This is a genomic window from Ralstonia sp. NFACC01, from assembly GCF_900115545.1.
GTDB lineage: Bacteria > Pseudomonadota > Gammaproteobacteria > Burkholderiales > Burkholderiaceae > Ralstonia > Ralstonia mojiangensis.
On the sequence record NZ_FOWV01000003.1, the window covers coordinates 599,047 to 624,232 of the forward strand.

21 protein-coding genes are annotated in these 25,186 nt (G+C 64.6%); 14 read left to right on the forward strand and 7 right to left on the reverse strand.

All coding sequences use genetic code 11. The features are described 5' to 3' along the window. Window positions 1–29 precede the first annotated feature (29 nt). The 6 genes from BM136_RS10810 to BM136_RS10835 form a co-directional block, all read right to left on the reverse strand. A complete protein-coding gene (locus BM136_RS10810; RefSeq protein WP_092971820.1) occupies window positions 30–6,071 on the reverse strand; it encodes an Hpt domain-containing protein in 6,042 nt (2,013 codons plus the stop codon). A gap of 96 nt (window positions 6,072–6,167) precedes the next feature. After that, the gene (locus tag BM136_RS10815) at window positions 6,168–8,405 is read right to left on the reverse strand and encodes a methyl-accepting chemotaxis protein (protein ID WP_092971821.1); all 2,238 of its coding nucleotides are present in this window, start codon (window positions 8,403–8,405) and stop codon (window positions 6,168–6,170) included. A 249-nt stretch (window positions 8,406–8,654) separates the two neighbouring features. Next, on the reverse strand, window positions 8,655–9,200 hold the full coding sequence (locus BM136_RS10820) for a chemotaxis protein CheW (protein WP_092971822.1): 546 nt from the start codon (window positions 9,198–9,200) through the stop codon (window positions 8,655–8,657). A gap of 78 nt (window positions 9,201–9,278) precedes the next feature. Then, window positions 9,279–9,647 (reverse strand): response regulator, encoded by a 369-nt coding sequence (locus BM136_RS10825; protein WP_004629647.1) that lies wholly within the window; start codon window positions 9,645–9,647, stop codon window positions 9,279–9,281. A 30-nt stretch (window positions 9,648–9,677) separates the two neighbouring features. Beyond that, the gene (locus tag BM136_RS10830) at window positions 9,678–10,175 is read right to left on the reverse strand and encodes a response regulator (protein WP_092971823.1); all 498 of its coding nucleotides are present in this window, start codon (window positions 10,173–10,175) and stop codon (window positions 9,678–9,680) included. A gap of 292 nt (window positions 10,176–10,467) precedes the next feature. Beyond that, on the reverse strand, window positions 10,468–10,650 hold the full coding sequence (locus BM136_RS10835) for a rubredoxin (RefSeq protein ID WP_003261842.1): 183 nt from the start codon (window positions 10,648–10,650) through the stop codon (window positions 10,468–10,470). Window positions 10,651–10,865: 215 nt separating this feature from the next. Here BM136_RS10835 and hemL point away from each other — a divergent pair, with 215 nt between their 5' ends. Beyond that, window positions 10,866–12,167, forward strand: coding sequence for a glutamate-1-semialdehyde 2,1-aminomutase (gene hemL / locus BM136_RS10840; RefSeq protein ID WP_092971824.1), 1,302 nt, complete (start codon window positions 10,866–10,868; stop codon window positions 12,165–12,167). 147 nt (window positions 12,168–12,314) lie between these two features. Here the strand turns inward: hemL and dapA are convergent, their stop codons facing one another. Continuing rightward, entirely contained in the window at window positions 12,315–13,223 is a 909-nt protein-coding gene (gene dapA / locus BM136_RS10845; RefSeq protein ID WP_092971825.1) for a 4-hydroxy-tetrahydrodipicolinate synthase, read from the reverse strand. A 100-nt stretch (window positions 13,224–13,323) separates the two neighbouring features. Here dapA and BM136_RS10850 point away from each other — a divergent pair, with 100 nt between their 5' ends. The 13 genes from BM136_RS10850 to BM136_RS10910 all read left to right on the forward strand — a co-directional run bounded on the left by BM136_RS10850 (window position 13,324) and on the right by BM136_RS10910 (window position 25,148). Then, a complete protein-coding gene (locus BM136_RS10850; protein WP_254775652.1) occupies window positions 13,324–13,518 on the forward strand; it encodes a hypothetical protein in 195 nt (64 codons plus the stop codon). Window positions 13,519–13,623: 105 nt separating this feature from the next. Next, the gene (locus BM136_RS10855) at window positions 13,624–14,250 is read left to right on the forward strand and encodes a LemA family protein (protein ID WP_092971827.1); all 627 of its coding nucleotides are present in this window, start codon (window positions 13,624–13,626) and stop codon (window positions 14,248–14,250) included. Window positions 14,251–14,263: 13 nt separating this feature from the next. Continuing rightward, window positions 14,264–15,124: a TPM domain-containing protein gene (locus BM136_RS10860; RefSeq protein WP_092971828.1), complete on the forward strand. Its 861-nt coding sequence runs from the start codon at window positions 14,264–14,266 to the stop codon at window positions 15,122–15,124. A gap of 15 nt (window positions 15,125–15,139) precedes the next feature. After that, window positions 15,140–15,664: a TPM domain-containing protein gene (locus BM136_RS10865; protein ID WP_092971829.1), complete on the forward strand. Its 525-nt coding sequence runs from the start codon at window positions 15,140–15,142 to the stop codon at window positions 15,662–15,664. 633 nt (window positions 15,665–16,297) lie between these two features. After that, window positions 16,298–16,513, forward strand: a complete 216-nt coding sequence (locus tag BM136_RS10870) for a Flp family type IVb pilin (RefSeq protein WP_092971830.1) — start codon at window positions 16,298–16,300, stop codon at window positions 16,511–16,513. Window positions 16,514–17,026: 513 nt separating this feature from the next. Next, a complete protein-coding gene (locus BM136_RS10875; protein ID WP_027678035.1) occupies window positions 17,027–17,203 on the forward strand; it encodes a Flp family type IVb pilin in 177 nt (58 codons plus the stop codon). 131 nt (window positions 17,204–17,334) lie between these two features. Beyond that, window positions 17,335–17,868, forward strand: coding sequence for an A24 family peptidase (locus tag BM136_RS10880; protein WP_092971896.1), 534 nt, complete (start codon window positions 17,335–17,337; stop codon window positions 17,866–17,868). Window positions 17,869–18,231: 363 nt separating this feature from the next. Continuing rightward, the gene (gene cpaB / locus BM136_RS10885; protein WP_092971831.1) at window positions 18,232–19,089 is read left to right on the forward strand and encodes a Flp pilus assembly protein CpaB; all 858 of its coding nucleotides are present in this window, start codon (window positions 18,232–18,234) and stop codon (window positions 19,087–19,089) included. A gap of 147 nt (window positions 19,090–19,236) precedes the next feature. Then, window positions 19,237–21,132 carry a type II and III secretion system protein family protein gene (locus BM136_RS10890; RefSeq protein WP_092971832.1) on the forward strand — a complete coding sequence of 632 codons (1,896 nt, stop codon included), beginning with the start codon at window positions 19,237–19,239 and terminating at the stop codon, window positions 21,130–21,132. A 31-nt stretch (window positions 21,133–21,163) separates the two neighbouring features. Then, window positions 21,164–21,472, forward strand: coding sequence for a hypothetical protein (locus BM136_RS10895; RefSeq protein WP_092971833.1), 309 nt, complete (start codon window positions 21,164–21,166; stop codon window positions 21,470–21,472). A gap of 81 nt (window positions 21,473–21,553) precedes the next feature. Further along, entirely contained in the window at window positions 21,554–22,747 is a 1,194-nt protein-coding gene (locus tag BM136_RS10900) for a CpaE/TadZ family protein (protein WP_092971834.1), read from the forward strand. A gap of 46 nt (window positions 22,748–22,793) precedes the next feature. Next, window positions 22,794–24,158: a TadA family conjugal transfer-associated ATPase gene (locus tag BM136_RS10905; protein WP_092971835.1), complete on the forward strand. Its 1,365-nt coding sequence runs from the start codon at window positions 22,794–22,796 to the stop codon at window positions 24,156–24,158. Between the two features lie 12 nt (window positions 24,159–24,170). Beyond that, window positions 24,171–25,148, forward strand: a complete 978-nt coding sequence (locus tag BM136_RS10910; RefSeq protein ID WP_092971836.1) for a type II secretion system F family protein — start codon at window positions 24,171–24,173, stop codon at window positions 25,146–25,148. The last annotated feature ends 38 nt before the right edge of the window (window positions 25,149–25,186 follow it).

Below are 25,186 nucleotides of genomic sequence, written 5' to 3' on the forward strand. Positions count from 1 at the left end.
GCCCGTTGTTGTTTCTGCAAGGCGTGTCGTCAGCCTGCGCTGGCCGCCGGCGCCCGCTCGCCGATGAGGTTGCGCAGATGCTGCAGCAACTCCTCTTCGTTGTACGGCTTGCCCAGGTAGACATTCACGCCGATCTCCGCGGCGTAGCGGCGGTGTTTGTCCGCCGTACGCGAGGTGATCATGATGATCGGCGTAGCGCCGATGCGTTCGTCCGCACGCACGTTGCGCGTAAGGTCGAAGCCGTCCATGTGCGGCATTTCGATGTCGACGAGCATCGCGTCGGGCGTGATCTCCTGCAACTGACGCAGCGCGTCCACACCGTCGCGTGCGAGCACGGCCTGGTAGCCGGAGCGCGTGAGCAGACGCTGCGTGACCTTACGCACGGTCAGCGAATCGTCGACCACCATGACGATCGGCTGTGTGGCGAGGCCCGGCACGGCGTCGGTGCTGCCGTCGCGGTGCAGCTCGGCCACGGCGCCCGTGGCTTCCGGGTCTGACAGGCTGCGTGCAACCGCTTCGCGCTCGAAGCGCTGCGTGAGCACCACGGGGTTGTAGATCAGCACAATCTCGCCGTCGCCCAGCGTCGTTGCACCGGCAATGCCTTCCAGACGCGCGAGGTGCGGGCCAATGTGCTTGACCACCACTTCGCGGTTGCCGATCACTTCGTCGACGTGCACGGCGGCGCGCTCGGCACCGTTGCGCACCACCACGGCCGGCGAGTACTTGCGCCCGCCCGTGACGGACTTCGCTTCTTCAAGCAGCGCGCCAAAGTAGTGGAACGGCACGGGGCCCGTCGGCAATTGCAGTGCAGCCGCGTTGTACGCCTCGGCCAGCGCCTGCGGACGCAGTTGCTGCACGTGGTCGATCATGCCCGACGGAATCGCGTACACGCGCTCGCTCACACGCACCAGCAGCACCTGCGTAATGGCGGTGGTCAGCGGCAGGTGGATGGTGAAACGCGTGCCAACTTCCGGCGTCGTCTGCAGCGAGATCCGGCCGCCCAGGGCAACGGTTTCAGCACGCACCACGTCCATGCCCACGCCACGGCCGGCCAGCTCGGACACCTGATCCGCCGTGGAGAAGCCCGGCGTGAAGATCATCTCGGTGAGGCGCGCGTCGCTGGCCTCCTCATCCGGCGCCAGAAGCTGGCGCTCCAGTGCGCGGGCGCGAATGCGGTCGAGGTTCAACCCGGCGCCGTCGTCCACGAAATGCAGCACGACTTCGTTGCCTTCCTGCTGCACTTCCAGCGTGAGCTCGCCCGCCGGATTCTTGCCCTTGGCGCGACGCTCGTCGGCGGATTCAATGCCGTGTGCGACGGCGTTGCGGATCATGTGTTCGAGCGGGCCGCCCATGCGGTCCAGCACGCTGCGATCCAGTTCCACCGTACCGCCCTTGATGAACAGGCGGACTTCCTTGCCGGTTTCCGACGCCGCCTGGCGAGCCACGCGGTACAGGCGGTCAGCCACGGTATCGAACTGCACCATGCGCGCACGCATCAGGCTGCGCTGCAAGCCACGCGTGAGGCGTGCCTGCGTTTCCAGATCGAGCGACGCCTGATCGAAACCGCGGAACAAGTTCTGCTGCACCGTCGCCACGTCATTGACGGACTCGGCCATCATCCGCGTGAGTTCCTGCAAGCGCGTGAATCGGTCGAACTCAAGCGGGTCGAACGATTCGTCGTGTGCAGCCGCATCGGCAATGCGCGACTCCATCTGCGTCTCGGCCTGGATTTCGATCTCGCGAACCTGCGAGCGCAAACGCGCCACGTTGTCGTTCAGTTCCGACAGATAGGTCTTGAGCGCATCGACTTCCGACTCCAGACGCGCACGCGCGGCACCGACTTCACCCGCATCGTTGATGAGCGAGTCAAGCGCACGCGCCTGCACGCGCACCATCGCACGCTGGCGTTCAGCCACTTCGAGGGCTTCAGCTTCAGGGCTGCGCGCGCCGGTCAGATCGACGTTCGTCGATACTGCAACAGCCGGCAGCATCGATGCACCGGACGATGTCTGCGCGTCGGCTGCCGTCTGCGGCGCCTCGGTAGCATCGGCAAGGCCAGCATCGAGCGGCAGCAGATTGCCCGCGCCCAGCGCATCGACGTGCGCCTGAATGCGGTCAAACCAGACGTAGAGCTTGCGGAACAGTGCGTCGTCCACGCGGTTCTGGCGCAAGCCGCCTTCAATGGCGCTTTCCATTTCGTGCGCTGCCTGACCCAGCGTCATGGCGCCGGCCATGCGCGCACTGCCCTTGACGGTGTGCAGGTTACGCAGCAGCAGGCCGGCGGCATTGCGGTCCTGCGGCTCGGCTTCCCATGCACGCAAGTGCTGGCCCAGCTCGGGCAGCGCGACGTGCGCTTCCTCCAGGAAAATTTCCAGCAGCGCCGGATCAAGCGCGTCGGCGGGTGCCTGGCGGACCAGCTCACCCACGGCCGGCTCGGCAACCGGCGACTCGTGCACAGGCACCAGCGACGGCACGAACGTCGGCGTGATCTCCGCCGGCTCAAACCCTGGCTCGCCGGCCAAGCCAGCGGTTTCGTTCTCGGCCTGTTCGGCTTCGGCAAAGGCGGCGGGCGCCGGCTCCAGCGGCAGGCGCGGACGCACGAGCAGGCGCTCGCACAACTCATCGAGGCTGCGGCGCATCGCCTCGTCAGCGTCTGGCCAGAGGCTGGCGGCAAATTGATGCAGCATGCCGCGCATGCGCTCGATGGATTGATCGAGCAGGCGGAAGTCGCCCGGATGCATCGCCACCGGCCGGCTGTTCAGGTTCAGCAGCACCTGCTCCAGCGCCCCAGCCAACTGGCGCACGGGCTCGAGTTCGACCACGGCGGAGCTGCCTTGCAGCGTGTGTGCGGCGCGCAGCGCCAGCTCGCTCGGGGGCGTGCGGCCTTCGTGGCGCCACTCCGAGAAATCCACGCCCAGGCGGCGGATCAGGTCATCGGCTTCCTGCAGGTAGACGTTGTACAGCGCCACGCTGATGCGGACCGGACCAATCTCCTTCACGCCATCGTCGTGCGGTGCTTCCTCCGGCTCGCCAGTCTGCGCGAACGGGAACGGGATCACCTTGGCATCGGCCTCAGCGGCAACCGGTTCAGCGGCCGTTTGCTGATTAGCCTCTTCGACGTGCTCCGCAACCGGCTCGATTGCCTCATGCTCCACCGCCGGCGCGGTGGCCTCGGGCATTGGCGCCTCGACTTCGGGCAGCGGGGGTTCGTCATCCCACGTGAGCGCGACGGCTTCTTCTGCTTCTGCAAGGGGCACATCCGGCGCAGCCAGCTCCATCGGCTGCACCGCGTCGACGTCGTGCGATGCGGCTTCCGCAGCCGGTGCTTCGGGCGTTTGCGGCTCAACGTGTTCGGGAGCAGCCTGCGCTTCGGGCACGGCCTCCAGCCAAACGAACGGACCGCCATGACGCACACGCTCGGCGGCGGCGACCAACGGTTCAATGGGGTGATCGGCTTGCGGCGATTGCGCAATGGCCGCGGCCCACGTCGACAACTCGGACTCGGCACGTGTCAGCAGCGCGGCCAGGTCATGCGTCGGCACGCGGCTCTCCGCCAGCCAAACGTTCATGACCTGCTCAATGGCCCAGGCAGCTTCGCCGTAGCGCGTGAGGCCGACCATGCGGCCCGAGCCCTTGAGCGTGTGGAACGCGCGACGCAACTGCGTGAGCAGGTCCAAGTCGGAGCCGGTAGCCAGGCCACCCGTGCCCACATCAGCAGCGGCTTGCAGGCCCTGCAGATCGGCGCGCACGCCGGCCAGCACTTCTTCTGCTTCAGACAGGAAGATGTCGAGCAGCTCGGCATCAATGGATTGGGTATCCCGCACGGCACCAAGTGCAGGTGCAGCGGCAGCGGCGGGCACCGCAGCCGGAGCGGCCAATGCGGCCTGCATGCGCTCAAGCGCGCCGGCACTGCCAACCTGCCATGCGTCGAACTGGGCCAGCGCCTCTTCCAGGCGACGCCGGCGAGCCGGATCGTCGTCGATGGCGGCGGCGTCGCGTGCTTCCTGCAGCGCGGCACGCAACTCGGCGGCCAGCGGGTCGGTCGGGTCAACCGGTTGCTTGGCCAGCAGGCGATCGAGCAGCGCTTGCAGCGGCGATGCAGCATCGGCATTGGACACACCTGCGCCGGCGAGCGTTTCGGATTGCGGCTCGCGGCGGGTCAGCATGCCGGATTCGGCATCGAAGGCGAACTCGCGCCATGCGGTTTCGCGCTCGGTCGGCGTCAACTGGCCTTCGATGACGATCTCGTCGACCTGGCCGCCGGTCAGTTCTGTGCCGGCAGACAGCGCGTCCAGCAGGGCTTGCAGGCCGCTGACGTTGGCGGCCAGCGCAGCCAGGTAACGTTCGCGATCGGCAGCAGTACCCTCGCCCGCAGCGTGCAGCGCGTTGATGGTCGATTGAGCGGCTTCGGTAGCGTGGACGGCCTCATAGGCGTCCAGTGCGGCAAAAGTGCTCTGCATCTCGCCGAACAGGCGTGCAGCTTCTTGCAGCCCACCGCTTTCTTCACCCTCGCGCTCGAAAGCGTCAAGGTGCGTTTCGGCAGAAGCCAGCAGCGTTTGCAGTGCGCGAACCTGCTCGGTGCGCGCGCGACGTTGCGCCGCTTCTTCGGCCAGCAGCGTGAGCCATGCGGGTGCCGGTACGGCGTGGCCGTCTTGCGTGGCGCGGGCGTGTTCGGCCAGTTCACTGCAGCGGGCGGCAAACCACGCGCTGCGCAAGTCGCCAGATTCGCCATGCAGCGCCCACGGGCGGGCCAGCATGCGCGAAAGGAACAGCAGTGTGGGGGCAACGTCCTGTCCAGCAGCTTCGGTCAGGCGGTTCGATAAGTCAGACAGAGCCGGCTGCCCCAGCGCGTCGGCATGCAGCGCGAGCGTCTGCAGTGCAGCGTCAAGTTCGTCCGCTGCAGGCGCTGATTGTTGGCTGAGCGTTTCGAGCGAGCGGCCAACGCGTTGCAGCGTGTCGCTGGCGTCCGCCGGCAGCAGCGCGTAATACTGGCGCGTGTGCAGTGCACCAGCGGGCGCGTGCGTGGGCGGAATCGCGAAGGCCTGCACACAGGCCACGATGTCCGGGCCGAGCGTGTCGTCGCCCACCGGCGCTGCGGGCGCGTTGCTGTAGGCCATGCCGGCCAACAGATACAGCGCGTCGGTCAGCAGGCCTTGCGGCAGGTGGACGTTGTTGTGCGAGTACTGGCGCAGCAGCAGGTTGACGCGTGCCGCCAGGCGCTTGGCGGTCATGTCGGCCGGCACCAGACCGGCACGCAAGGCGCCAAACGTCAGGGCCAGCACGAGCCACAGATCGCGCTGCAGATCGTCCCCGGCGCGGCGCGGTTCGCGCTCTAGCGCGCGAATGCCATGCAGCAGGTCTTCCAGCGGGGCGTAGGCTGCAGCAGCTGCAGACGGATCCACCTGCGCACCATCGGCGTTGGATGCCGGTGCCCGCAGCGCCGTCAGCAACGCGAGCTCGAACTTGCGGCGCAGGCGTGCCAGCCCCGGCAGATCGCGCGAGGGCAGCAGCAGGGCCGGCAGATGGCGCAGCTCATCGGCCCACAGGTCAGCCGGGTGGACGCGCTCTTCGCCCAGGCGGGCGAGCACGGCTTGATACGGTTGGAACAGGCGCAGCGGCTCTTCGGCCATGCCGGCCATCAGGTCGACCACGTATTCCTGCAGCGCTTGCACGGCGCGCGAGAACACGTCCAGCGTCTGCGCGTCGGCGGCTACGGTGCCAGCATCGACGGCTTCGAGCAGGCGCTTGGCGGCCTGGCAATACACGTCGACACCACGCAGGCCGACGATCAGCAGTGCGCCGGCAGCCTGGTGCAGATACTGGCCGGCCAGGCGCAGCGACGTCGTATCGCGCGCCCCGATGACTTCCGGATTGACGATGACATCGGCTGCGTATTCGCCGAACTCGCGCACGGCATCGTCCAGCGCAGCGCGCATGTTGGGCGCGACCCACGCTAGCGCGGAAAGGTCACGCACCGGCACGGCAGACTTCGGGCGCACCGCGGGGGCGCCAGCCACCTCGAGCGAGGCAGGATGGGACTGGGCGGGCTCGGCGGCAGATTGATGACGCATGTGTGCTTCCAAAAAGCAGGTGGCGGTTGCCGCAGTTGCCTGGGTGACCCCTTCGGCGCTCCCGCCCGAAATCCAGTGACGGCGTCGTTACGCGAATCAGGCGATGCGGAACCGCGCCACCGAGTCGCGCAGTTCTTCAGCAAGCTGCGTGAGCTGGCGCACCGACTGCGCGGTCTGGCGTGTACCCGTCGACGTCTGCTCCGTGATGTGCAGGATCTGTTCGATGTTCTGCGCCACGTCCGAAGCCAGCGTCGCTTCGTGCGACGTCGTCTGCGAAATGCTCTCAATCAGTTCGGCAAGCTGGCGCGACACGCGGCCGATCTCCACCAGTGCGGCACCGGCGTTATCGGACAGCTTCGCCCCTTCCACCACACCCGCCGTGCTGCGCTCCATGGCGTGCACCGCGTCTTGCGTGTCGGTCTGAATCGTGCGGATCAGCGCGCCAATCTGCTTGGCTGCCTCGGCAGAACGTTCTGCCAGGCGCTGCACTTCCTCTGCCACCACCGAGAAGCCGCGGCCGGCTTCACCAGCCGATGCTGCCTGGATGGCTGCGTTCAGTGCCAGCACGTTGGTCTGCTCGGTAATGTCCGAGATCAGCTCCACGATTTCACCAATCTCCTGCGACGATTCGCCCAGGCGCTTGATCCGCTTCGAGGTTTCCTGAATCTGGTCACGGATGTCGTTCATGCCCGTGATGGCGTTCTGCACGGCTTGCTGACCCTGCTCGGCAGCGGCCAGCGAGGCGCGTGCAACGTTGGCCGATTCAGCAGCGCCGCGCGAGACCTGCGTAATGCGGTCCGCCATCTCCACCACCGACTGACCGGTCTGGCGAATCTGGCGCGACTGTTCTTCGGATGCGGCCACCAGGCTTTCCGACGTGGTCTGCACCGCCGACGATGCCTGCGTCACCTGCTCGGCCGTCTGCTGCACCCGGCCGACCAGCTCGCGCAGTTCTTCCACGGTGTAGTTCACGGAGTCGGCGATGGCGCCGGTAATGTCTTCCGACACGGTGGCCTGCTTTGTCAAGTCACCGTCAGCAATGTCCTGCAGCTCGTTCATCAGACGCAGAATTGCGGCCTGGGTGGAATCGTTGTTGCGCTTTTCCACCATCCGGCGTTCTTCAGCTTCGCGCTGACGCGCTTCTGCTTCCATCGTACGCACGCGCGAATCGCGCAGGTACAGGGCGGCCAGGCCGGCCAGGCAGACCACGGTCAGGATGGCCGACAGCACCACCGCGCCGAGCGTCACCGGACGGCTGCGCACGCTGCCGGCATAGGCCGACTGCAGGTCCGACAGGTCGGCGCGCAGCTTTTCGTTGTCGTTGAAGATCTGCTGCTGGGCGCGCTTTGCGGCAATCAGGCCCGGCAGGTTTTCCAGAATGATCTGCGTGGTCTTCTGCACATTGTCGAAGCGGGTCGACAGCTCTTGCAGATAGCCCTTCGTCTCAGCATCGGTGGCGGCCGACAGGCGCAGCGCTTCCGAGCCGTTGAGCAGGCCGTTCAAGGTTTCGCGGAAGGTGTTCGTGTCCTTACCGAGCAGGAACGCCGTTTCCGGGTTCACGCCTTCGCCGGCCAGGAACTCGTTCATGTTCTTACCCAGACGCTGCGTCAACATCACCAGCTGCGACGACGCGGCCACTTCACGGGCCGGCGCGTTGGTCTGCAGCTTCATCGACGAGATCTGCTCGGCTTCTTCCAGCAGTTCGGGGTTCGACGCGTTGAACACGTTCAGCGTCTTACCCACTGCCACCAGCGTCTTTTCCTGCGCCAGAATGGCCTGCGCGCTCTTGTCGCTGCGCTTCCACTCTTCGATCGACTTATCGAGCAGCGCTTCGGCCTCGCCGCCCGAGGCGCGCACGCCGCGTTCGGAGTTGCCGTTCTTCAGCGCATCGAGGTTTTCCTGCAGACGCGCGCGGCTTTCCTTGAGCTGGGCGAACGCGTTGGTGTTACCCAGCAGCGCCACCGGCACCGCCTTGGCCAGACGCTGCGAGTGCATCAGCGTGTCACCGGCAATTTCAATCTGCACCGACCCGTTGTTGGCCTGGCGGTTATCCAGGTACACCGAGATCAGCAGGGCCAGCAGACCGACCACCAGGCCGATCGTGAAGACACGCTGCTGCGCAGCAAACGGCACGCGCTCCATCCATCCGACCACGGCATCCATGGGCGAGCGGCCCAGTTGCGTGGGCGGGCCCGCGGGATTGTCCTCATCCGTATGGGGCGCATTGTCCAACTGCGCCAACTGCACGGAAGCCGCCGACGCGCCCTCCACTGCAACCTCCGGCGCCCCTGCCTCTGCGGCACGGCGACCTGCGTTGAACCACTTGAACCCCATAGGACCCTCTTGTTTTGTCGATGCTGCCGTCTCGTTCTATCGAGATCAGCCGCATGGATTTCCCGTCCGCGTCCGCGCCTTGTTCCACCCGGCGTGGTACGCACCTTCGGCGGTGCCCGTCGATACATCTGGCGTGCCCTGTTGCGCGCGCCACGCACCGCCTCTTGCCCCTGCACACCCCGCTCCCGTAGCGGCGTGCTCAATCTTTCTTGTTTGCTCTAAGGCTCTACGGCCTGATTCCCAATCGCTTTATGTGCGGCTGCGGCCGACCTGCAGAAACGCCGGATCGGCCAGCAACTGCCGCACATCCAGTTCACGCCACTGCGTCCCGTGCACGTCGCACCAGGCGCGGCCCAACCAAGGACGCCCCTCTTCCACGGTGGCTTCGGCGGGCTGCAGATCGCTCAGGCTGCGCAGTCCCGCCACACGCGGCACAACGATTGCGCACGCACGCTGCGGGTCTTTGGACAGCACCACGATCTTGGCGCCGCTGCCGCTGCCCGTCGGCGCTTCACCGCAGAACAGGCCGAAATCGATCACACCAAGCAAGTTGCCGCGCGCGTTCACGAGACCGAGGTACCACGGCTGCGTGAGCGGCACGCGTGCAGGCGGCTGGTAGTCCAGCACTTCGCCGGTTTCGGTCAGCGACAGAAGCCAGTGGTGCTCGCCGATCTGCACGCCCAGAAAGCCTTCCGTCGACGACTTGGCGCGCGCCTCTTGGAGGCGGCGGGCTAGCATCGCCTGGTATTCATGCAGGCGCTGGCGGGAGGTCAGGTTGGTGCGCTGTTCGTTCACGTCTGGCTCATGTCCTGTGCTGTACGCCATGTCAGGCGTTGCGCGCGGTTGGATAACGATTGGCCAACTGCCGCAGGTTTACTGCGCCAGCTTGGCGATCTTCTCGAGCAGCTCTTCGGCCTTGACCGGCTTGACAATGTAGTCCGATGCGCCCTGGCGCATGCCCCACACACGGTCGGTCTCCAGACCCTTGGTCGTGCACATGATCACGGGGATACCCTGGAAGCGCTCGTCCTTCTTGATGGCGCGGGTCGCCTGGTAGCCGTTCTGGCCTGGCATCACAACGTCCATCAGGATCAGGTCGAAGGTTTCGGCTTCGAGCTTGGTCATGGCTTGCTCGCTATCGGCAGCGACCGTCACCTTGAAACCGTTCTTGCCGAGGATCTCCGACAGGTGCAGCGCTTCGGTCGGAGAATCATCGACCACCAACACTTTCTTGATTGCCATACAAACAGTCCTTCGTTAAGAGAGATGCCATCACTGCGCGGCAGCTGGCGCCACCGGCAAATGCGTCTGGACCGCCTCCAGCAGCGCTTCCTTCGAGAACGGCTTGGCAAGGTGGTCAACCGCCCCGACCGACTTGCCCCGCGCACGGTCGAAAATTCCGTCGCGCGAAGACAGCATGATCACAGGCGTGGCATGAAACTTTGGGCTTTTCTTGATCAGCGAGCAGGTCTGGTAGCCGTCCAGATTCGGCATCAGGATGTCGCAGAATACGAGATCGGGCTTCAGGTCACCCACCTTGGCCAGTGCGTCGAAGCCGTCTTCGGCCAGCACAACCTGGCACCCGGCTTGGGTGAGAAAAATCTGCGCGGTACGGCGGATGGTGCTGGAATCGTCGATCACCAGCACCTTGCAGCCTGTCAGGGAATGCGCCAGCGGAGAGTTCGCCAGCAGTTGAGAGTCAGCCAGTTGTTCCACCCGCGCGGATTGCATCATGTTCTCGCAGTGCGCGACCACGGGTCGCCACGACATTCTGACCGGATGGATCGCGGCAAATCGCCGCGCAGCGTGCCCTCCAAACGGAAAGGGCCCACGCTGGCGACGACTTCAAAACTACGCCCCCCGGCCCGCTTATGAAGTGTGAAGCTCAGAATTTGACGAAGTGTGACAAGTCACCTATTCGCCGTCAATGGCGCCGGCCGTCCGCCGAGCGCTTGTGGCATGGAAGCGACGAGCCGATTCATCGAACCGTCACTTCCTGATACTTGGCTGTCAGCAAGAGGGCAAACGCTCACTTGCTGACGGGAGACAGGTCAGATCCGAATCAGATCTGCACCATTTCAAAGTCTTCCTTGCGCGCGCCGCATTCCGGGCACGTCCAGTTGATGGGCACGTCTTCCCACTTCGTGCCGGGCGCAATGCCGTCGTCCGGGGCGCCTTGTTCTTCGTCGTAGATCCAGCCGCAAATCAGGCACATCCACGTCTTGTATTCAATCTGTTGTTCCATAGGGCAAAGCTTCGATGGGTTCCGTCTATTAAAATGGCAGGCCAGATGGTACCGAATCACGCCCGGGTGCGCCAGAACACGCGCCGGGCAGACAAGGTGTTTGACTGCATCCAACCCGGATCTGCGGCAAACCACCGCATAATCGCCTTGAACAGCCTTTAAACCGTGCCGCAGCGCCGCTCTGCTCGGCGCCACGCTCTCTTCCAAAACCCTCCATGTCGACTCCCTCCCGCAGCGCCGCCCTGTTTGAACGTGCCCAGAAGACCATTCCCGGCGGGGTGAACTCGCCGGTGCGCGCCTTCCGCTCGGTGGGCGGCACCCCGCGCTTCATCGCCAAAGCGGCCGGCCCGTATCTGTGGGACGCGGACGGCACCCGCTATATCGACTACGTGGGCTCTTGGGGTCCGATGATCGTTGGCCACGCGCATCCGGATGTCGTCCGTGCCGTGCAGGAGGTGGCGGCCGACAGCTTTTCGTTCGGCGCGCCCACCGAGGCTGAAGTCGTCATGGCCGAGGAAATCTGTAAGCTCGTGCCGTCGATCGAGCAGGTACGGTTGGTGTCGTCCGGTACCGAAGCAACCATGAGCGCCCTGCGCCTGGCGCGCGGTTTTACCGGGCGCGACCTGATCGTCAAGTTTGAGGGCTGCTACCACGGTCATGCAGACAGCCTGCTGGTCAAAGCCGGTTCGGGCCTGCTGACGTTTGCTGATACGACGCAGAACGCGCCCTCTTCCGCCGGCGTGCCGGAAGACGTGGTCAAGCACACGATGGTGTTGCCGTACAACGATGTGGCCGCACTGCGCGAGGCCTTTGCCCGCCATGGCAAGGAAATCGCCGCCGTCATCGTCGAGCCCGTGGCCGGCAACATGAACCTCGTGCGTGGCAGCAACGAATTCCATCAGGCCATGCGTTCGCTGTGTACCGAGCACGGCGCCGTGCTGATCTTTGATGAGGTGATGACGGGCTTCCGCGTGGCGCTCGGTTGCGCGCAGGCGTTATACGGCATCAAGCCGGACCTGACGTGCCTGGGCAAGGTGATTGGCGGCGGCATGCCAGCCGCGGCGTTTGGTGGCCGCCGCGACATCATGGGGTTCCTGGCGCCGCTGGGCAACGTCTACCAGGCAGGAACGTTGTCGGGCAATCCGCTGGCCGTGGCGGCAGGGCTGACCACGTTGCGGCTGATTGCGGCGGAGGGTTTCCACGACCGACTGGCCGCGCAAACACGCAAGCTGGTGGATGGGCTGGCCGATATTGCACGTGAAGTTGGCGTGCCGTTTGCCGCAGACAGCGTGGGCGGCATGTTCGGCATCTACTTCCGCGAAGGCGTCCCGACGAGCTTTGCAGAAGTGACCAAGAGCGATGTTGGGCGCTTCAATGCGTTCTTCCACGCGATGCTGGATCAAGGCGTCTATCTGGCGCCTTCTGCGTTTGAGGCCGGGTTTGTGTCTTCCACGCATGATGATGCGATTTTGGACGCTACTTTTGAGGCGGCTCGGAAGGCGTTTAAGGCTGTTTGAGTTTTTTTGTTTTCTTGGGATGAGCCTTGGTGGGGCACCCCTGGTTTCATCCCCTGCCGGGGCTGACTCACTTTCTTTGTCTTGCCAAAGAAAAGTAGGTCGTGCCCGGCAGGGAACGAAAGGGGGATGGACCACCAACAAAAAAACTCAAACCCTCCGAGCCATTTCCGCCAACTCGCTCCCCAAACCCTCAGAAACCCCCATCATCGGCGCCCGCAACACATTCCGAATCAACCCCTCAGCAGCCAGCCAAGCCTTCAAAGGCCCCGGATTCGTCTCAGCAAACAGCAACCGAATCACCGGCGCCAGCGCATGATGCAACCGCCGCGCATCGTTCAACCGTTGTTCTTGCACCGCCCTTGCCATCTCAACAAACAGCTCCGTGCGGACATGCGCCGCAGCAATGATCGCCCCCACGCCGCCTGCGCACAGCGTGCCGAACACCTGCGCATCCTCCCCCGCCAGCACCTGCAACCGGCCGTCGGCAATCACGCGCTGCGTCTTGTCAGCATCACCGCCGCAATCCTTGATGCCGTGGATGTTGGGATGTGCCGCCAGCGCAAGCAGCGTTTCGGTGTCGATGTTTGCACCGGTGCGATACGGAATGTCGTACAGCAGCACCGGCACGGGCGAAGCATCGGCCAATGCAGTGAAGTACTCGATGATCCCGCGCTGCGACGGACGAATGTAGGAAGGCGCCGGAATCAGAAACGCTGCCGGCCGATGCTCAGCGAGGCGCAGCATCCGCTCGCGTACGGACGCGAGGGCGCTGCCCGAGACGCCCATCACTACGGGTAAGCCGTCAGCGGCGGCGCGTACCGTATCGAGCACGTCCGCCTGTTCCTGATCAGTCAGCGCTGCGGCTTCGCCGGTACTGCCACACGCCACGAAGCCGGCAACGCCCAACGCGCGATAGCGCACCACTAACGTATACAGTGCGCCGTAGTTGACCGATCGCGCGGCGTCATCGGCAAACGGCGTCACGATGGGCACCCAGATGCCCGCATAAGACGGACGTTCGCGGGTGGACAGATTGGTGGATGAATTTTCAAGCACGACAACACTCCTGGACGAATCAACGACCGGTCAAAAACCATCAGAAGCGCTTCGGGAATGCAGGCCCGCGAGATGCGGGTGAGAGGCAACCGTGTCTAACGTGTCGGTCAACCGCTGTTCCGTCGCCCATCTGACGGAACAGCGCTCCGGTCAGACGAGCGGCTGTTTGGTGGCTTTTTTGGCGCGCGCGAGCGTCGACACGGCCGACAGGCTGAATGCCGGTGCCGTGCAGATCGACGAGAAAGGGGAAATCGCGCGCATGGAAATTGTCAAAAAAGTCCCCATACCGTACTGATGTGTGACTGGAGCGTCAAGCGCATAAGCTAAAGTGCGCTGAAACGACATGCGACGATGTCGGTCTCATGCCACATTCTTTTCAGATTCAGATCTAGAGGACTTCATGACCCCTGCCCTGACCTTCCGTTCGACGCGTTTTTCGGGACTGCGCTGGCTTGCGCTGTCGTTGGCCGTGCTGGCTGCGCCGTTCCTGTCTGCATGCGGCTACAACGATTTCCAGGCAAAAGATGAAGCCACCAAGGCCGCCTGGGCCGAGGTCGTCAACCAATACCAGCGTCGTGCGGACCTGATTCCGAACCTCGTCAACACGGTCAAGGGCTATGCCTCGCACGAGAAGGACACGCTGGAAGCGGTGACCAAGGCCCGGGCCGCAGCCACCAGCTTCCAGATCACGCCGGAGGTGCTGAATGATCCGGCGGCGTTCCAGAAATTCCAGCAGGTGCAGGGCGAGCTTTCGAGCGCGCTGTCGCGCCTGATGGCGGTGTCGGAGAACTATCCGCAGCTCAAGGCTGACCAGTCGTTCCGCGATCTGCAATCGCAACTGGAAGGCACCGAGAACCGCATTACGGTGGCCCGCCAGCGTTACATCAAATCGGTGCAGGAGTACAACGTGCTTGCGCGTAGCTTCCCGACCAACCTGACGGCCAAGGTAATGGGCTACCAGGTCAAGCCGAACTTCACTGTCGAGAACGAGAAAGGTATCTCCACCGCCCCGGCGGTGAAGTTCTGACGAGCTGACGATCATGTCGATACGCGCGCGTGCCTGCTTCGCCTTCCTGCTGACTGCAGCCCTGTGGCTGGCCGCCGCGCTACCTGCGCGCGCGCAAAGCGACATGGTGGCCGTACCGCCTCTGGCTGCGCGCGTAACCGACCTGACCGGCACGCTCAGCGTCGAGCAGAAAAGCGCGCTCGAACAGGTGCTGGCCGATTACGAACAGCAGCGCGGCAGTCAGATCTTCGTGCTGATGGTGCCGTCCACTGCGCCGGAACCCATCGAGGCGTATGGCATCCGCGTGGCCGATGCGTGGAAGGCCGGCCGCAAGGGCGTGGACGACGGCGCGATCATCCTCATCGCCAAGGACAACCCGGCGTCGCTGCGCAAGATGCGTATCGAGGTCGGGCGCGGGCTGGAAGGGGCGCTGACGGATGCGCAATCAAAGCGCGTCCTGCAGGACGTGATGGCGCCGCACTTTCGCCAGGGCGATTTCTACGGCGGGCTGTCAGCGGGCATCTCGGCCATCCAGACCGTCATTGCGCAAGAGAGCCTGCCGCCGGCTGAGCGGGCAAAGCGCCAGCAATCCGGTGGCGGCATCGGCGATTGGCTGCCCGTGCTGTTTCCGCTCGCGATCATCGTGTTCTTCGTGCTCAGCGCGGCCATGCGGTCGGGCGGGCGCGTGACCGGCAGCATGCCCGGCCGGCCCGGCTCGCGCGTGATGATGGGCAATCGCGGGTGGGGCCCTGGCACCATCGGCGGCTTGGGTGGTGGATTGGGCGGCTGGGGACGCGGAGGCGGTGATTTTGGCGGCGGAGGCGGTGGAGGCGGCGGCTTTGGCGGCGGGGGTGGTGGTGATTTCGGTGGCGGTGGCGCCTCCGGCAACTGGTAACCGGTAAACACATCCATGGCTTCCACGACCCGACATCACCGCGGCGCCCGGCGTGCCCTCACCCATCTGCTGACGACCTCGTCGCACGCCAGACGCGCGTTTCCGCCGGCAGAACTGCAAAAGCTCGAAGCCGCCGTGCGCGAAGGCGAACAACGCCATCGCGGCGAAGTGCGCGTCGTCATCGAAAGCTCGCTGCCGATGCGCGACGCGTGGGCTGGTGTATCGCCGCGTCACCGCGCCCGGATGCTGTTCGGGCTGCTGGAGGTGTGGAACACGCGCGAGCACGTAGGCGTGCTGCTCTACATCAACCTGGCCGACCACGCGGTTGAGATCCTGGCCGACCACGGGATCGCCGCGAAAGTCGACGCGCACACGTGGCGCACCATCTGCGAGACCATCACGCGCGGCTTTGCCCAGCGCGTGAGCATGACCCCGGTGCTCGATGCGCTGGCGCAGATCAACGACCTCCTCGCCGCACACGTGCCTTCCGATGGCACGCCGCGCACCAATGAGCTGAGCGACCGGCCGATCGTGCTGTAACGGCGCTACGCTTTATTCGTTTCTTCCCCGGCCGTGCCGAGCCATGTTTCAGAACTGAAACGGTTTTGACATGGCCGGCCGCGTCACCCCTGTCGGTCGCGCGCCTAATCCTTCCATACGAGGGAATGGCCATCGGCGCATCAGGCGTCAAGCTCAGGCCGCGGTTCTGCCGTAGGCCACCTCCCCGATAAAGCACGCCTCTTTTCCTGCAACGCGCTCCCTAAGACGCCTCGCGGCCACGCCGCGCCGGACGACACCGATGCATCGCATCTTGTCTCGGCAGAGGCCGCATGTTTCAGCAATGCACGCATTGATGTGACTGGCACGGCTGCGGGCTTACCCGGGGCTTTTTGCGGTGCACAACGCGTCTGCGTCACTTTTACGTTTGGCGTTTGCGCAAATTAATTCGGCGGCATCGTTTGCTGTATCGCAATCGGCACAAAGTGCGCGTAACGCTTGGGAAACAAGCACCGGCCAATTGCCTGGGCTAGACGCTGGCACGGCTGCCCAGCCATTGAAAATCAAGGACTTAGCGGCAATGGCACGTTCGTCGCTCTGTTGCTCCCGCCGACATAGCAGCACGGTGTTTCGGAAAGACAAGACAGAATCGACGCACACCTGAGGGGGTGGGACGTGGAAACCAAAGACCAACACATCAAATGCCGCCGGACCGGTGCAGCCAGCGTGGAATACGCCCTGTTGCTGGTGATGGTGGCTTTGGTGCTGATTGCCGTCATGGCGAGCGTCGAAACCAGCGTGGGCGATTTCTGGAGCAACGCGGCATCGGTATTGATGACACCCGGCGGGTTCGGATCATCGGGCTCGCAGGGCGGTGGTTCGGGTGGTTGATATTCCAAGGCCTGGGTAGCGCGCAATCGCACCACGGGCCGGTAGCACACAGCGCATGCCAGACGAGCAGCGCAGCGAACAGAACAGAAGACGTACGGGGAAGTTGTGAACGCGCTGGCACAAAGAGGCCAGCCGGCTGCAGAGACCAGCAAACCGCTGGGAGCGTCTGCGGTGAACACGGAAGTTGTTGCACTTTCAGGCGTGAGCCGGTCCCTGGAGGAATGGTGGACCAGCCCACGGCGCCCAGTGGGCACCTGCTGCGATTTGCGGCGATGCCCGGGCGAGCAAGCACCAGCGGCCACGCCGGTGCGAGCCCTGAGACTGGTGAAGTCGGGGGAGCCTCTTGGTGTTGTTGTGCTCCGGAACATGCTGGCCTTGCGCCGGTGTGGCACCGGCGTGCGCACACGATCTCCGGAACCCCCGGTTTGGCCTTGGCCGGCTTGTCTGGCCAGAACCCAGCGCCCGATCTTCAGCGGTGCGCCTTTCCTTGAACCATGACGTGAGGAGATTGAAATGAAAGCCATGATCAAGCGTTTCGTGCGCGAAGAAGACGGTGCAGCCGGCGTGGAATACGCACTGCTGCTGGCCTTTGTGGCTCTGGTGATGGTGACCTACGGGACCACCGTCAAGACCGCGGTCGGCGCCATCTGGAATTCGATCGCAACCCAGCTGTCGACGGCCGCCGCCTGAGCAGTGCCAGTGCGCCCAGGTCAGGTCCGGCAGCCCCGGGCCTGATCCGGCGGAATACAAGCTGGCCCGCGGCGCCCGATGCCGCGCGGACAGCCAGAACAATGGCCCGAGAGGAACCCGAGATGACCACCATGACAAGCCTGAGCACCCTGGCGAACCTCAGCCTGATCGTGCTCATCGTGATAGCCGCAGCGAGCGACGTGCGCTCGCGCCGCATCCCGAACTGGCTGGTGGCGTCGGGCCTCGTCGCTGCGCTTCTCGCGCAATGCCTCACACAAGGCTTCACCGCAGGCGCGCTTGCCTGGCTCGGTGGCGCAGCAGTGGGCATGGGACTTTGCATCGGTGTCTACCTGCTCGGTGGCATGGGCGCCGGTGACGTAAAGCTGATGGGCGCGATCGGCGCCTTCATGGGGCCCTTCGGCGCCTTCCACATTGCCTTCGTGAGTTTTCTGGCAGGCGGGGTGCTCGCGCTTGCCATGGTGTTGCTGCGCCGTGACGCGCAACGCTCGTTTGCAGGGGTTTCAACGCTGCTGATGTCGCTGCCATTCGGCGGCAAGGCCGTGCCTTCGCCAGAAACCGGGGGCAAGCGCAGCGGAACGATCCAGTTGCCGTACGCGGTGGCGTTTGCCGCAGGCACGTTGCTGGTGAAGTGGGGAGTGTTGTAGCCGAGGGGGGAACACCTGACGCGTGCCGATGCGGTGCTGGACAAGCACACGGCGTCGCCGCAGACAGCCTGACGGAATGAACGCCACCAGGCACGCGCCAGACATACGAGGCATCAAGGACCACGCAAGAACGGTCCAGGACCGGGGAGAAGTGACATGCGTCAATCCAGTCGCACCATCGGGCAAGCCAGGACCTGCGCGGCGCCCCATCGCCATGCCTGCGGGCCACGTCCGTCCTGGCACGCACCTCCCTCTCTACCGTCGTCTTCGGCCGACCGGCGCATTGGCCGGCCGTGCATGCCCGTCACGTGTCTTCGGACCAAGTGGCGGTGGGATTGAGAACCATCTGAGTGGGGTTGGGAAATGAAAAACCTGCGCATTCTCTCCATGCTGTTGATTGCCACGATCGCCGGCCTTGCGGCGGTGGTCTTTGCCTCGCGCTGGCTCACACAGCAAAGCAGCAGCGGCATTACCAAGGTGGCGGTGGCCGCAGCCGATATCGACCTCGGCCAGCGCCTGTCGCCGGACTTCGTCAAGGTGGTGGACTGGCCCACCGCCAGCCTGCCGCCGGGCGCCATCTCCGACATGCAAGCCCTCAGCGGCCGCGTCGTGCGCGCCAGCCTGACACGCGGCGAGCCGGTGCTGGAATCGAAGCTGACGCCGCAAGGCACGGCGGGCGGTTTGTCGGCCGTCATTGCCGACGGCAAACGGGCCATCACCGTGCGTGTGAATGACGTCGTGGGCGTGGCGGGCTTCGCACTGCCGGGCAGCTACGTCGACATCATCGTCAACACGCTGCAAGACAGCAAAGACGGCAAGCCGGTGGCCGGCGATCGGTCCGATCAGTCGATCTCGAAGATCGTGCTGGAAAAGATCCTGGTGCTGGCCGTCGCTCAAGAGGTCAACCGCGACGACACCAAACCCAAGGTCGTGAACGCCGTCACGCTGGAAGTCACGCCCGAACAAGCCGAGAAGCTCGACCTCGCACGCAGCGTAGGCACGCTCTCTCTGGTGCTGCGCAACCAGATCGACCCGCAACCCGCAGATACCAATGGCGCGACCAAGAGCACGCTGCTCAAGGAACCCGCCATCACGGCTGCCGTGGCGGTGCCGGTGGTCAAAACGGTGCAGGTGGTACGCCGCGTGGCTGCTGTGCAGCGCGCACCCGGCAACTGCATCGGCGTGATTGCCGGCGTGGATCACAGCGCCGAGTGCTTCTAAAGCGAAACGCGCCACGGAACCCGCGGGCAACGATCAACAAGAAAACAGGAAGAACAGACCAAAGGCCCCAGGAAGAGGGCTCCGGCACGGTCACAGGCAACACATAACCGGCCTTGTCTTGCAGAACAACCAATCTGGGGGATCACCATGAACCGACTCATCACGCAACGCGGCGAGACACGCTGCATGGGGACGTACATGAAGGCGACTGCAACCGCAGTGGCCATGTTGGGGGGGCTTTGGGCAGGTGCGGCGCACGCGCAGGTCGGCGTGGAATCCGCCATCCTGACCAACAACGCGGCGGCACCAACCAAGCCGATGCGCATGTCGGCCAGCGGGCCGATCCAGCTGACCATCGGCAGCGCAAGCAACGCTGAAGCCAGCCGCGATTCAACACCGAAAGGACCGAACTGCACCGGCGCCATGCGCGAACACAGTGAGGTGACCGTCCCCATCGGCAAGTCGACGATGGTGCAGTTGCCCGAACCCGTACGCAGCCGCACCGTGGGCAACCCGCGCGTGGTGCAGGCGATGCTGGTCTCACCGCAGACCCTGTACGTGTTGGGGCTGGAAGTCGGTTCCACCAACATGATCGTGCAGGGCCGCAGTGGATCGTGCACGGTAATCGATGTGTCGGTGGGCGCTGACCCGGCCGGCCTGCAAGCTGCACTGCGCCGCCTGGTGCCGGGTGCAAAGAACGTCGAAGTCTCCGCCGCAGCCGACAGCATCGTGCTGGGCGGCACGGTGACCGACTCGGTGCAGGCGCAGAAGATCGTGGACATCGCCAATGCGTTTGTCACACGTCAGTCGCGTGGTCCCGTGCGTGAAGAAGGCGGCGGTGGCCAACAAGCCGCCGGCCAGATGAATGCGGGCGGTCAGAACGGTGCGCCGCTGCGCAGCCCGCGCATCATCAACATGATGGCGGTGGAAGCCCCGCAACAAGTCATGCTGGAAGTGAAGGTGGCGGAAGTCTCCAAGACCCTGATCGACCAGATGGGCTCCGCGCTGAACGTGGCCGGTGCCTTCGGCAGCTGGTCGGTGGGCGCGCTCGCCAACTTCCTGTCGGGCTCCAACGACATCGTCAACTTCAGCAAGAACAACCGTCTGCCGTTGAAGTTTGCACTCGATGCACAGAAGGGCGACGGGCTCGTCAAGGTGTTGGCAGAGCCGAGCCTGATGGCCATCAGCGGGCAGGAAGCCAGCTTCCTCGCCGGCGGCAAGGTGTTCATTCCGGTGGCGCAAGGTGCCGCCGTGGGCGGAACCAGCACCGTCATCCTGCAGGAAGAAACCTTTGGCGTGGGCCTGCGCTTCACCCCCACGGTGATGGAAAACGGCCGCATCAACCTGAAGGTGTCGCCGGAGGTATCCGAGCTGTCGCCGACGGGCGTGGCGGTGACTGCGCCCAACAGCAACAACACGCAGATCCTGCCGTTGATCACCACCCGGCGCGCTTCCACCACGCTGCAGGTGCATGACGGCCAGAGCTTTGCCATCGGCGGGCTCATCAAGAACAACATCACGGGCAGCCTCAAGGCGATCCCCGGTGTTGGCGAGCTGCCTGTGATCGGTGCGCTGGCGCGCAGCACGAGCTTCCAGCAAGACCAGACCGAGCTGGTGTTCGTGGTCACGCCGCGCCTGGTCAAGCCGCTGCCTGCCGACTACCCGCTGCCGACCGACACATTCGGCCAGGTCAACACCGGCGAGATCCTGCTCAACGGCAACATGGAAGGCCACAAGGCCAAGCCGACCAAGGCACCGGCCGCCACGGCGGCACCGGCTTCCGCACTGCCGGCACCGAAGGCCGCGGAAGTTGCAACCGCAACCGCCGCCGCAATGCCCGCCGCCGAACCTGTTCAAGCGCCAGCCCCCGCCGCAAGCGCATCTGCTGCAGCCGACACCGCAGCCGAAGCGCAAGCACCCGCAGCCGCCACGGCACCTGCAGCACCGGCCGACAACGGCACACCGCCCGCGCCTGCCGCCATGGCGCCGGCACCCGACGCACGCCGCTTCGTGTCGATGGGCGAACAGCCCTTCCACGACTGAACCGACCGCACGACCTTCAAGGAGACGAATCATGAACATCACTTCGAAGCTGGCGCGGGCGGGACTCTGCAGCGCAATCGCCCTCACCCTGACCGGGTGCATGACAACCACTCCGGTGTACGACAAGCACTTCGGTGAGGCCGTCCGCTCGGTGCAGGCCATGCAGACGCTCAACCCGAATGCATCGGCAAACGCCGATCCGGTGACTGGCGTCGACGGGCGTGCCGCCACCGCCGCGATGGACCGCTACAACACGCAGTTCGTGAAACCGTCGGCCGACGTCAGCGCCTTCACCGTGGGTGTGGGCTCGGGCAGCAGCCTGGATTCACAGAACCGGTAGATCGCACCACGCAAGAACGCAGAAAGAGGAAAACGCGCCGCCTCGCGCGGCGCGTCACCAGACGCTCACAGGAGCCCGGCCATGGCCAAGATCGCTCTCGTATCCGCCGACGAATCGCACCTGCAATACCTCGCAGGGCTGATTGCACAGGCCACCAGCCACGTCGTTCAGCGCACGTGCACTGCCCCGGCCCAGGCACTCGGCCAACCGGGTCTTGCGCAGGGTGCCGATCTGCTGATCCTGGAAGCGGCCAGCTTCAGCACCGACGACATCCAACAACTTCGCCGGCTGACGACGGACCGCCCCGACACGCTGTGCATGCTGCTGACGGAGAACCCGTCTGCCGACCTGCTGATGCGTGCCATGCGCGCCGGCGTGCAATGCGTGCTGCCCTGGCCGCCCGATGCGCACGAGTTTCGCGACGAGCTGCAACGCTGCACGAGCCATGCGCTGTCCGGCTCGCGCAACGAAGGCCAGGTTCTGTCGTTTCTGTCGTGCAAGGGCGGTAGCGGTACGACCTTCGCCGCCGCCAACTTTGCACATGTGCTCAGCGCCCGGCACGGCAAGCATGTGCTGCTGGTCGATCTCTGTCAGCAATACGGCGACGCCGCCTTCCTGGTGACCGACCAGACCCCGCCGGCAACGCTGGCCAACGTCTGCAACCAGATCGACCGCCTGGATGCCTCCCTGCTCGATACCTGCGTGACGCACGTCAGCGCGAACTTCGACGTACTGGCCGGCGCGGGTGATCCGATCAAGGCGGGCGAGATCAAGGCGATGCATCTGGAACGTCTGCTGACGCTGGCCGCATCGATGTATGACGTGGTGGTGTTTGACCTGGGGCAGGACATCAACCCGGCGTCGATCCTGGTGCTGGACCACAGCAACGTGATCTACGCCGTGCTGCAACTGAACCTCGCCTACCTGCGCGCCGGCCGGCGCCTGATGGAGATATGCCACTCGCTCGGTTATCGAGCAGAACGGCTGAAGCTCGTCGTCAACCAGTACGACAAGCGCGTTCCGTTGACGCAGAACACCATGGAAAGCGCCTTCGGGATGCCCGTCTCGCATGTGCTGCCGTATGACCCGACCGCCGTACGCGACTCCGTCAACCAGGGCCGGCCCGTGCTCGATATGGCCGAGAACAGTCATATCAGCCGCGCGCTGATGGACATGGCGCGCCAGCTCTTTCCTGCCACGCAGCACCAGCGCGACGGCCTGCTGCGCAAGCTGTTCGGCCATGCCAACCAAGTGCCGGCGCCGGTACGAGCCTAACAAGCGCCTGACAAGTGCCTAACCCATCGATCGCGTGGAGCCCATCATGTCATTGCGAGAACAACTCTTTCAGCAAGCCGGCGAGGCACTACCCCAGCGTGTTGCGTACGCCAACGGCTCGAACGGCCACACCAGCGCGGCTTATCAGCAGGTGGCGCAGGATGTGCACCAGATCATCATCGACCGCGTTGAACTGAGCCGCCTGCAGCATCTCACGCCCGAGCAGATCAAGCGCGAGCTGGCGCAACTGGTCGAACAGATCGTCGACGAAGGCAAGCACCAACTCAATGAGAGTGAACGCCGCCGCCTTGTCTCCGACGTGCAGGACGAGATGCTCGGCTACGGCCCGCTCGAACCGCTGCTGGCAGACCCGACCGTCTCCGACATCCTGGTCAACACACACCAGTACGTGTACGTGGAACGCCGCGGCAAGCTCGAGCTGACCAGCGTGACGTTCCACGACGACGCACACCTGATGCGCGTAATTGAAAAGATGGTGTCGCGCGTCGGCCGCCGCATTGATGAATCCAGCCCGATGGTGGATGCACGGCTGCCCGACGGCTCGCGTATCAACGCGATCATTCCGCCCTCGGCCATTGACGGGCCGCTGTTGTCGATCCGGCGCTTTTCTGTCAACCCGCTGACGATCCAGGACCTGATCAACTTCCGCACGATGACGCCGGAAATGGCGCAGCTGCTCGACGCCATGGTCAAGGCCAAGCTCAACATCCTGATCTCGGGCGGCACCGGCAGCGGCAAGACGACGCTGCTCAACATCCTCTCGGGCTACATCCCCACGAACGAGCGCATCGTCACCATTGAAGATGCGGCCGAACTGCAACTGCGCCAGAACCATGTGCTGCGCCTGGAAACGCGCCCGGCCAACATCGAGGGCCGCGGCGAGATCACCCAGCGCTCGCTGGTGAAAAACGCACTGCGGATGCGGCCAGATCGCATCATCCTCGGCGAAGTACGCGGGGCCGAAGCACTCGACATGCTGCACGCAATGAACACCGGGCACGAAGGATCGCTCGCCACCATCCACGCGAACACGCCGCGCGATGCACTGACCCGGCTGGAGAACATGGTCAGCATGGCGGGCCTGCAGCTGCCGCCCAAGACGATGCGCCAGCAGATCACCTCCGCACTGACGGTGGTGGTGCAGGTCACGCGCCTGACCGACGGCAATCGCAAGCTGGTCAGCGTGCAAGAGATCACCGGCATGGAAGGCGAAGTCGTGAACATGCAGGAGATCTTCACCTTCCGCCGCAAGGGTATCGACGCAGACGGCCGCATCAAGGGCCATTTCTGCGCGACGGGCGTGCGGCCCAAATTCTCGGAACGTCTGCAGGCCTTCGGCATCCATCTGCCCGAGACGCTGTACGACCCCTCAGTGCAATACGAGGTTTAAAGGAGAACCGACATGGACACCATGGTGATCGGTTTCACGCTCTCGGTTTTCGTGGCCATTGCGCTGGGCGTATCGGGTGTGTATCTGTGGTGGGACAGCCGCCACAGCCAGACTGCCAAGCGCCTGAGCCAGCGGCTGAAGATGGCCCTGCTCAGCAGCGCACGGCACGGCGCCGACGAGAGCATTCTCAAGCAGCGCGTGCTGGCGGAATCGCAGGAAGTGGCGGCGCTGCTGGGCAAGCTGCCGCGCGTCAATCGGCTTGACCTGCTGTTGCTGCAATCGGGGCTCGATTGGTCGGTCGCGCGGTTTCTGGCGCTCACCCTCATCGCGCCGGTGGCGGTAGTCATCGGTATCTCAACGCTCAACCCGCCATGGGTGGCATCGGCTGCGCTGGCCGCTGCGGGTGCCTCGCTGCCACTGTTCTATGTGCTGCATCGACGCACGCGCCGGCTGATGAAGCTCGAAGCGCAGCTGCCGGAGGCGACCGATCTGATCAGCCGTGCGCTGCGTGCCGGCCACTCGCTGCCGAGCGCACTGGAAATGGCCGGCGATGAACTTCCGCAGCCGATCGGCACCGAGCTGGCGATGGTGTTCGGCCAGATCAATTACGGCGTCTCGTTGAACGATGCACTCGCCGGCCTGATCGACCGCGTGCCGGTGGACGACCTGCGCTACCTGGTGATCGCCATCCTCATCCAGCGTGAATCGGGGGGCAACCTGGCCGAGATCCTGGACAACGTGGGTTCGCTCATCCGCAAGCGCCTGCAGTTGCTCGACAAGGTGCGCGTGCTGTCTGCAGAGGGCCGGCTCGGCGGCTGGATCCTGACCGCGCTGCCGCCCGGCATGGCGGTGGTGGTCTACCAGTTGAACCCGGAATTGATGTCCACGCTGTGGAAAGACCCGACCGGCATTCAAATGATGTGGACCGCCATTGTGATGACCTGCGTGGGCGTGTTGTGGATCCGCCAGATCGTACGCATCCACATCTGACACGACATCAGCGCCATAGAGCACAGAACAGAATTCGG

Coding starts and splice junctions, on each gene's coding strand:
- BM136_RS10810 (WP_092971820.1), bottom strand. CDS start 6,071: ATGCGTCATCAATCTGCCGCCGAGCCCGCCCAGTCCCATCCTGCCTCG.
- BM136_RS10815 (WP_092971821.1), bottom strand. CDS start 8,405: ATGGGGTTCAAGTGGTTCAACGCAGGTCGCCGTGCCGCAGAGGCAGGG.
- BM136_RS10825 (WP_004629647.1), bottom strand. CDS start 9,647: ATGGCAATCAAGAAAGTGTTGGTGGTCGATGATTCTCCGACCGAAGCG.
- BM136_RS10830 (WP_092971823.1), bottom strand. CDS start 10,175: ATGTCGTGGCGACCCGTGGTCGCGCACTGCGAGAACATGATGCAATCC.
- BM136_RS10835 (WP_003261842.1), bottom strand. CDS start 10,650: ATGGAACAACAGATTGAATACAAGACGTGGATGTGCCTGATTTGCGGC.
- hemL (WP_092971824.1), top strand. CDS start 10,866: ATGTCGACTCCCTCCCGCAGCGCCGCCCTGTTTGAACGTGCCCAGAAG.
- BM136_RS10855 (WP_092971827.1), top strand. CDS start 13,624: ATGACCCCTGCCCTGACCTTCCGTTCGACGCGTTTTTCGGGACTGCGC.
- BM136_RS10860 (WP_092971828.1), top strand. CDS start 14,264: ATGTCGATACGCGCGCGTGCCTGCTTCGCCTTCCTGCTGACTGCAGCC.
- BM136_RS10865 (WP_092971829.1), top strand. CDS start 15,140: ATGGCTTCCACGACCCGACATCACCGCGGCGCCCGGCGTGCCCTCACC.
- BM136_RS10875 (WP_027678035.1), top strand. CDS start 17,027: ATGAAAGCCATGATCAAGCGTTTCGTGCGCGAAGAAGACGGTGCAGCC.
- BM136_RS10880 (WP_092971896.1), top strand. CDS start 17,335: ATGACAAGCCTGAGCACCCTGGCGAACCTCAGCCTGATCGTGCTCATC.
- cpaB (WP_092971831.1), top strand. CDS start 18,232: ATGAAAAACCTGCGCATTCTCTCCATGCTGTTGATTGCCACGATCGCC.
- BM136_RS10890 (WP_092971832.1), top strand. CDS start 19,237: ATGAACCGACTCATCACGCAACGCGGCGAGACACGCTGCATGGGGACG.
- BM136_RS10895 (WP_092971833.1), top strand. CDS start 21,164: ATGAACATCACTTCGAAGCTGGCGCGGGCGGGACTCTGCAGCGCAATC.
- BM136_RS10900 (WP_092971834.1), top strand. CDS start 21,554: ATGGCCAAGATCGCTCTCGTATCCGCCGACGAATCGCACCTGCAATAC.
- BM136_RS10905 (WP_092971835.1), top strand. CDS start 22,794: ATGTCATTGCGAGAACAACTCTTTCAGCAAGCCGGCGAGGCACTACCC.
- BM136_RS10910 (WP_092971836.1), top strand. CDS start 24,171: ATGGACACCATGGTGATCGGTTTCACGCTCTCGGTTTTCGTGGCCATT.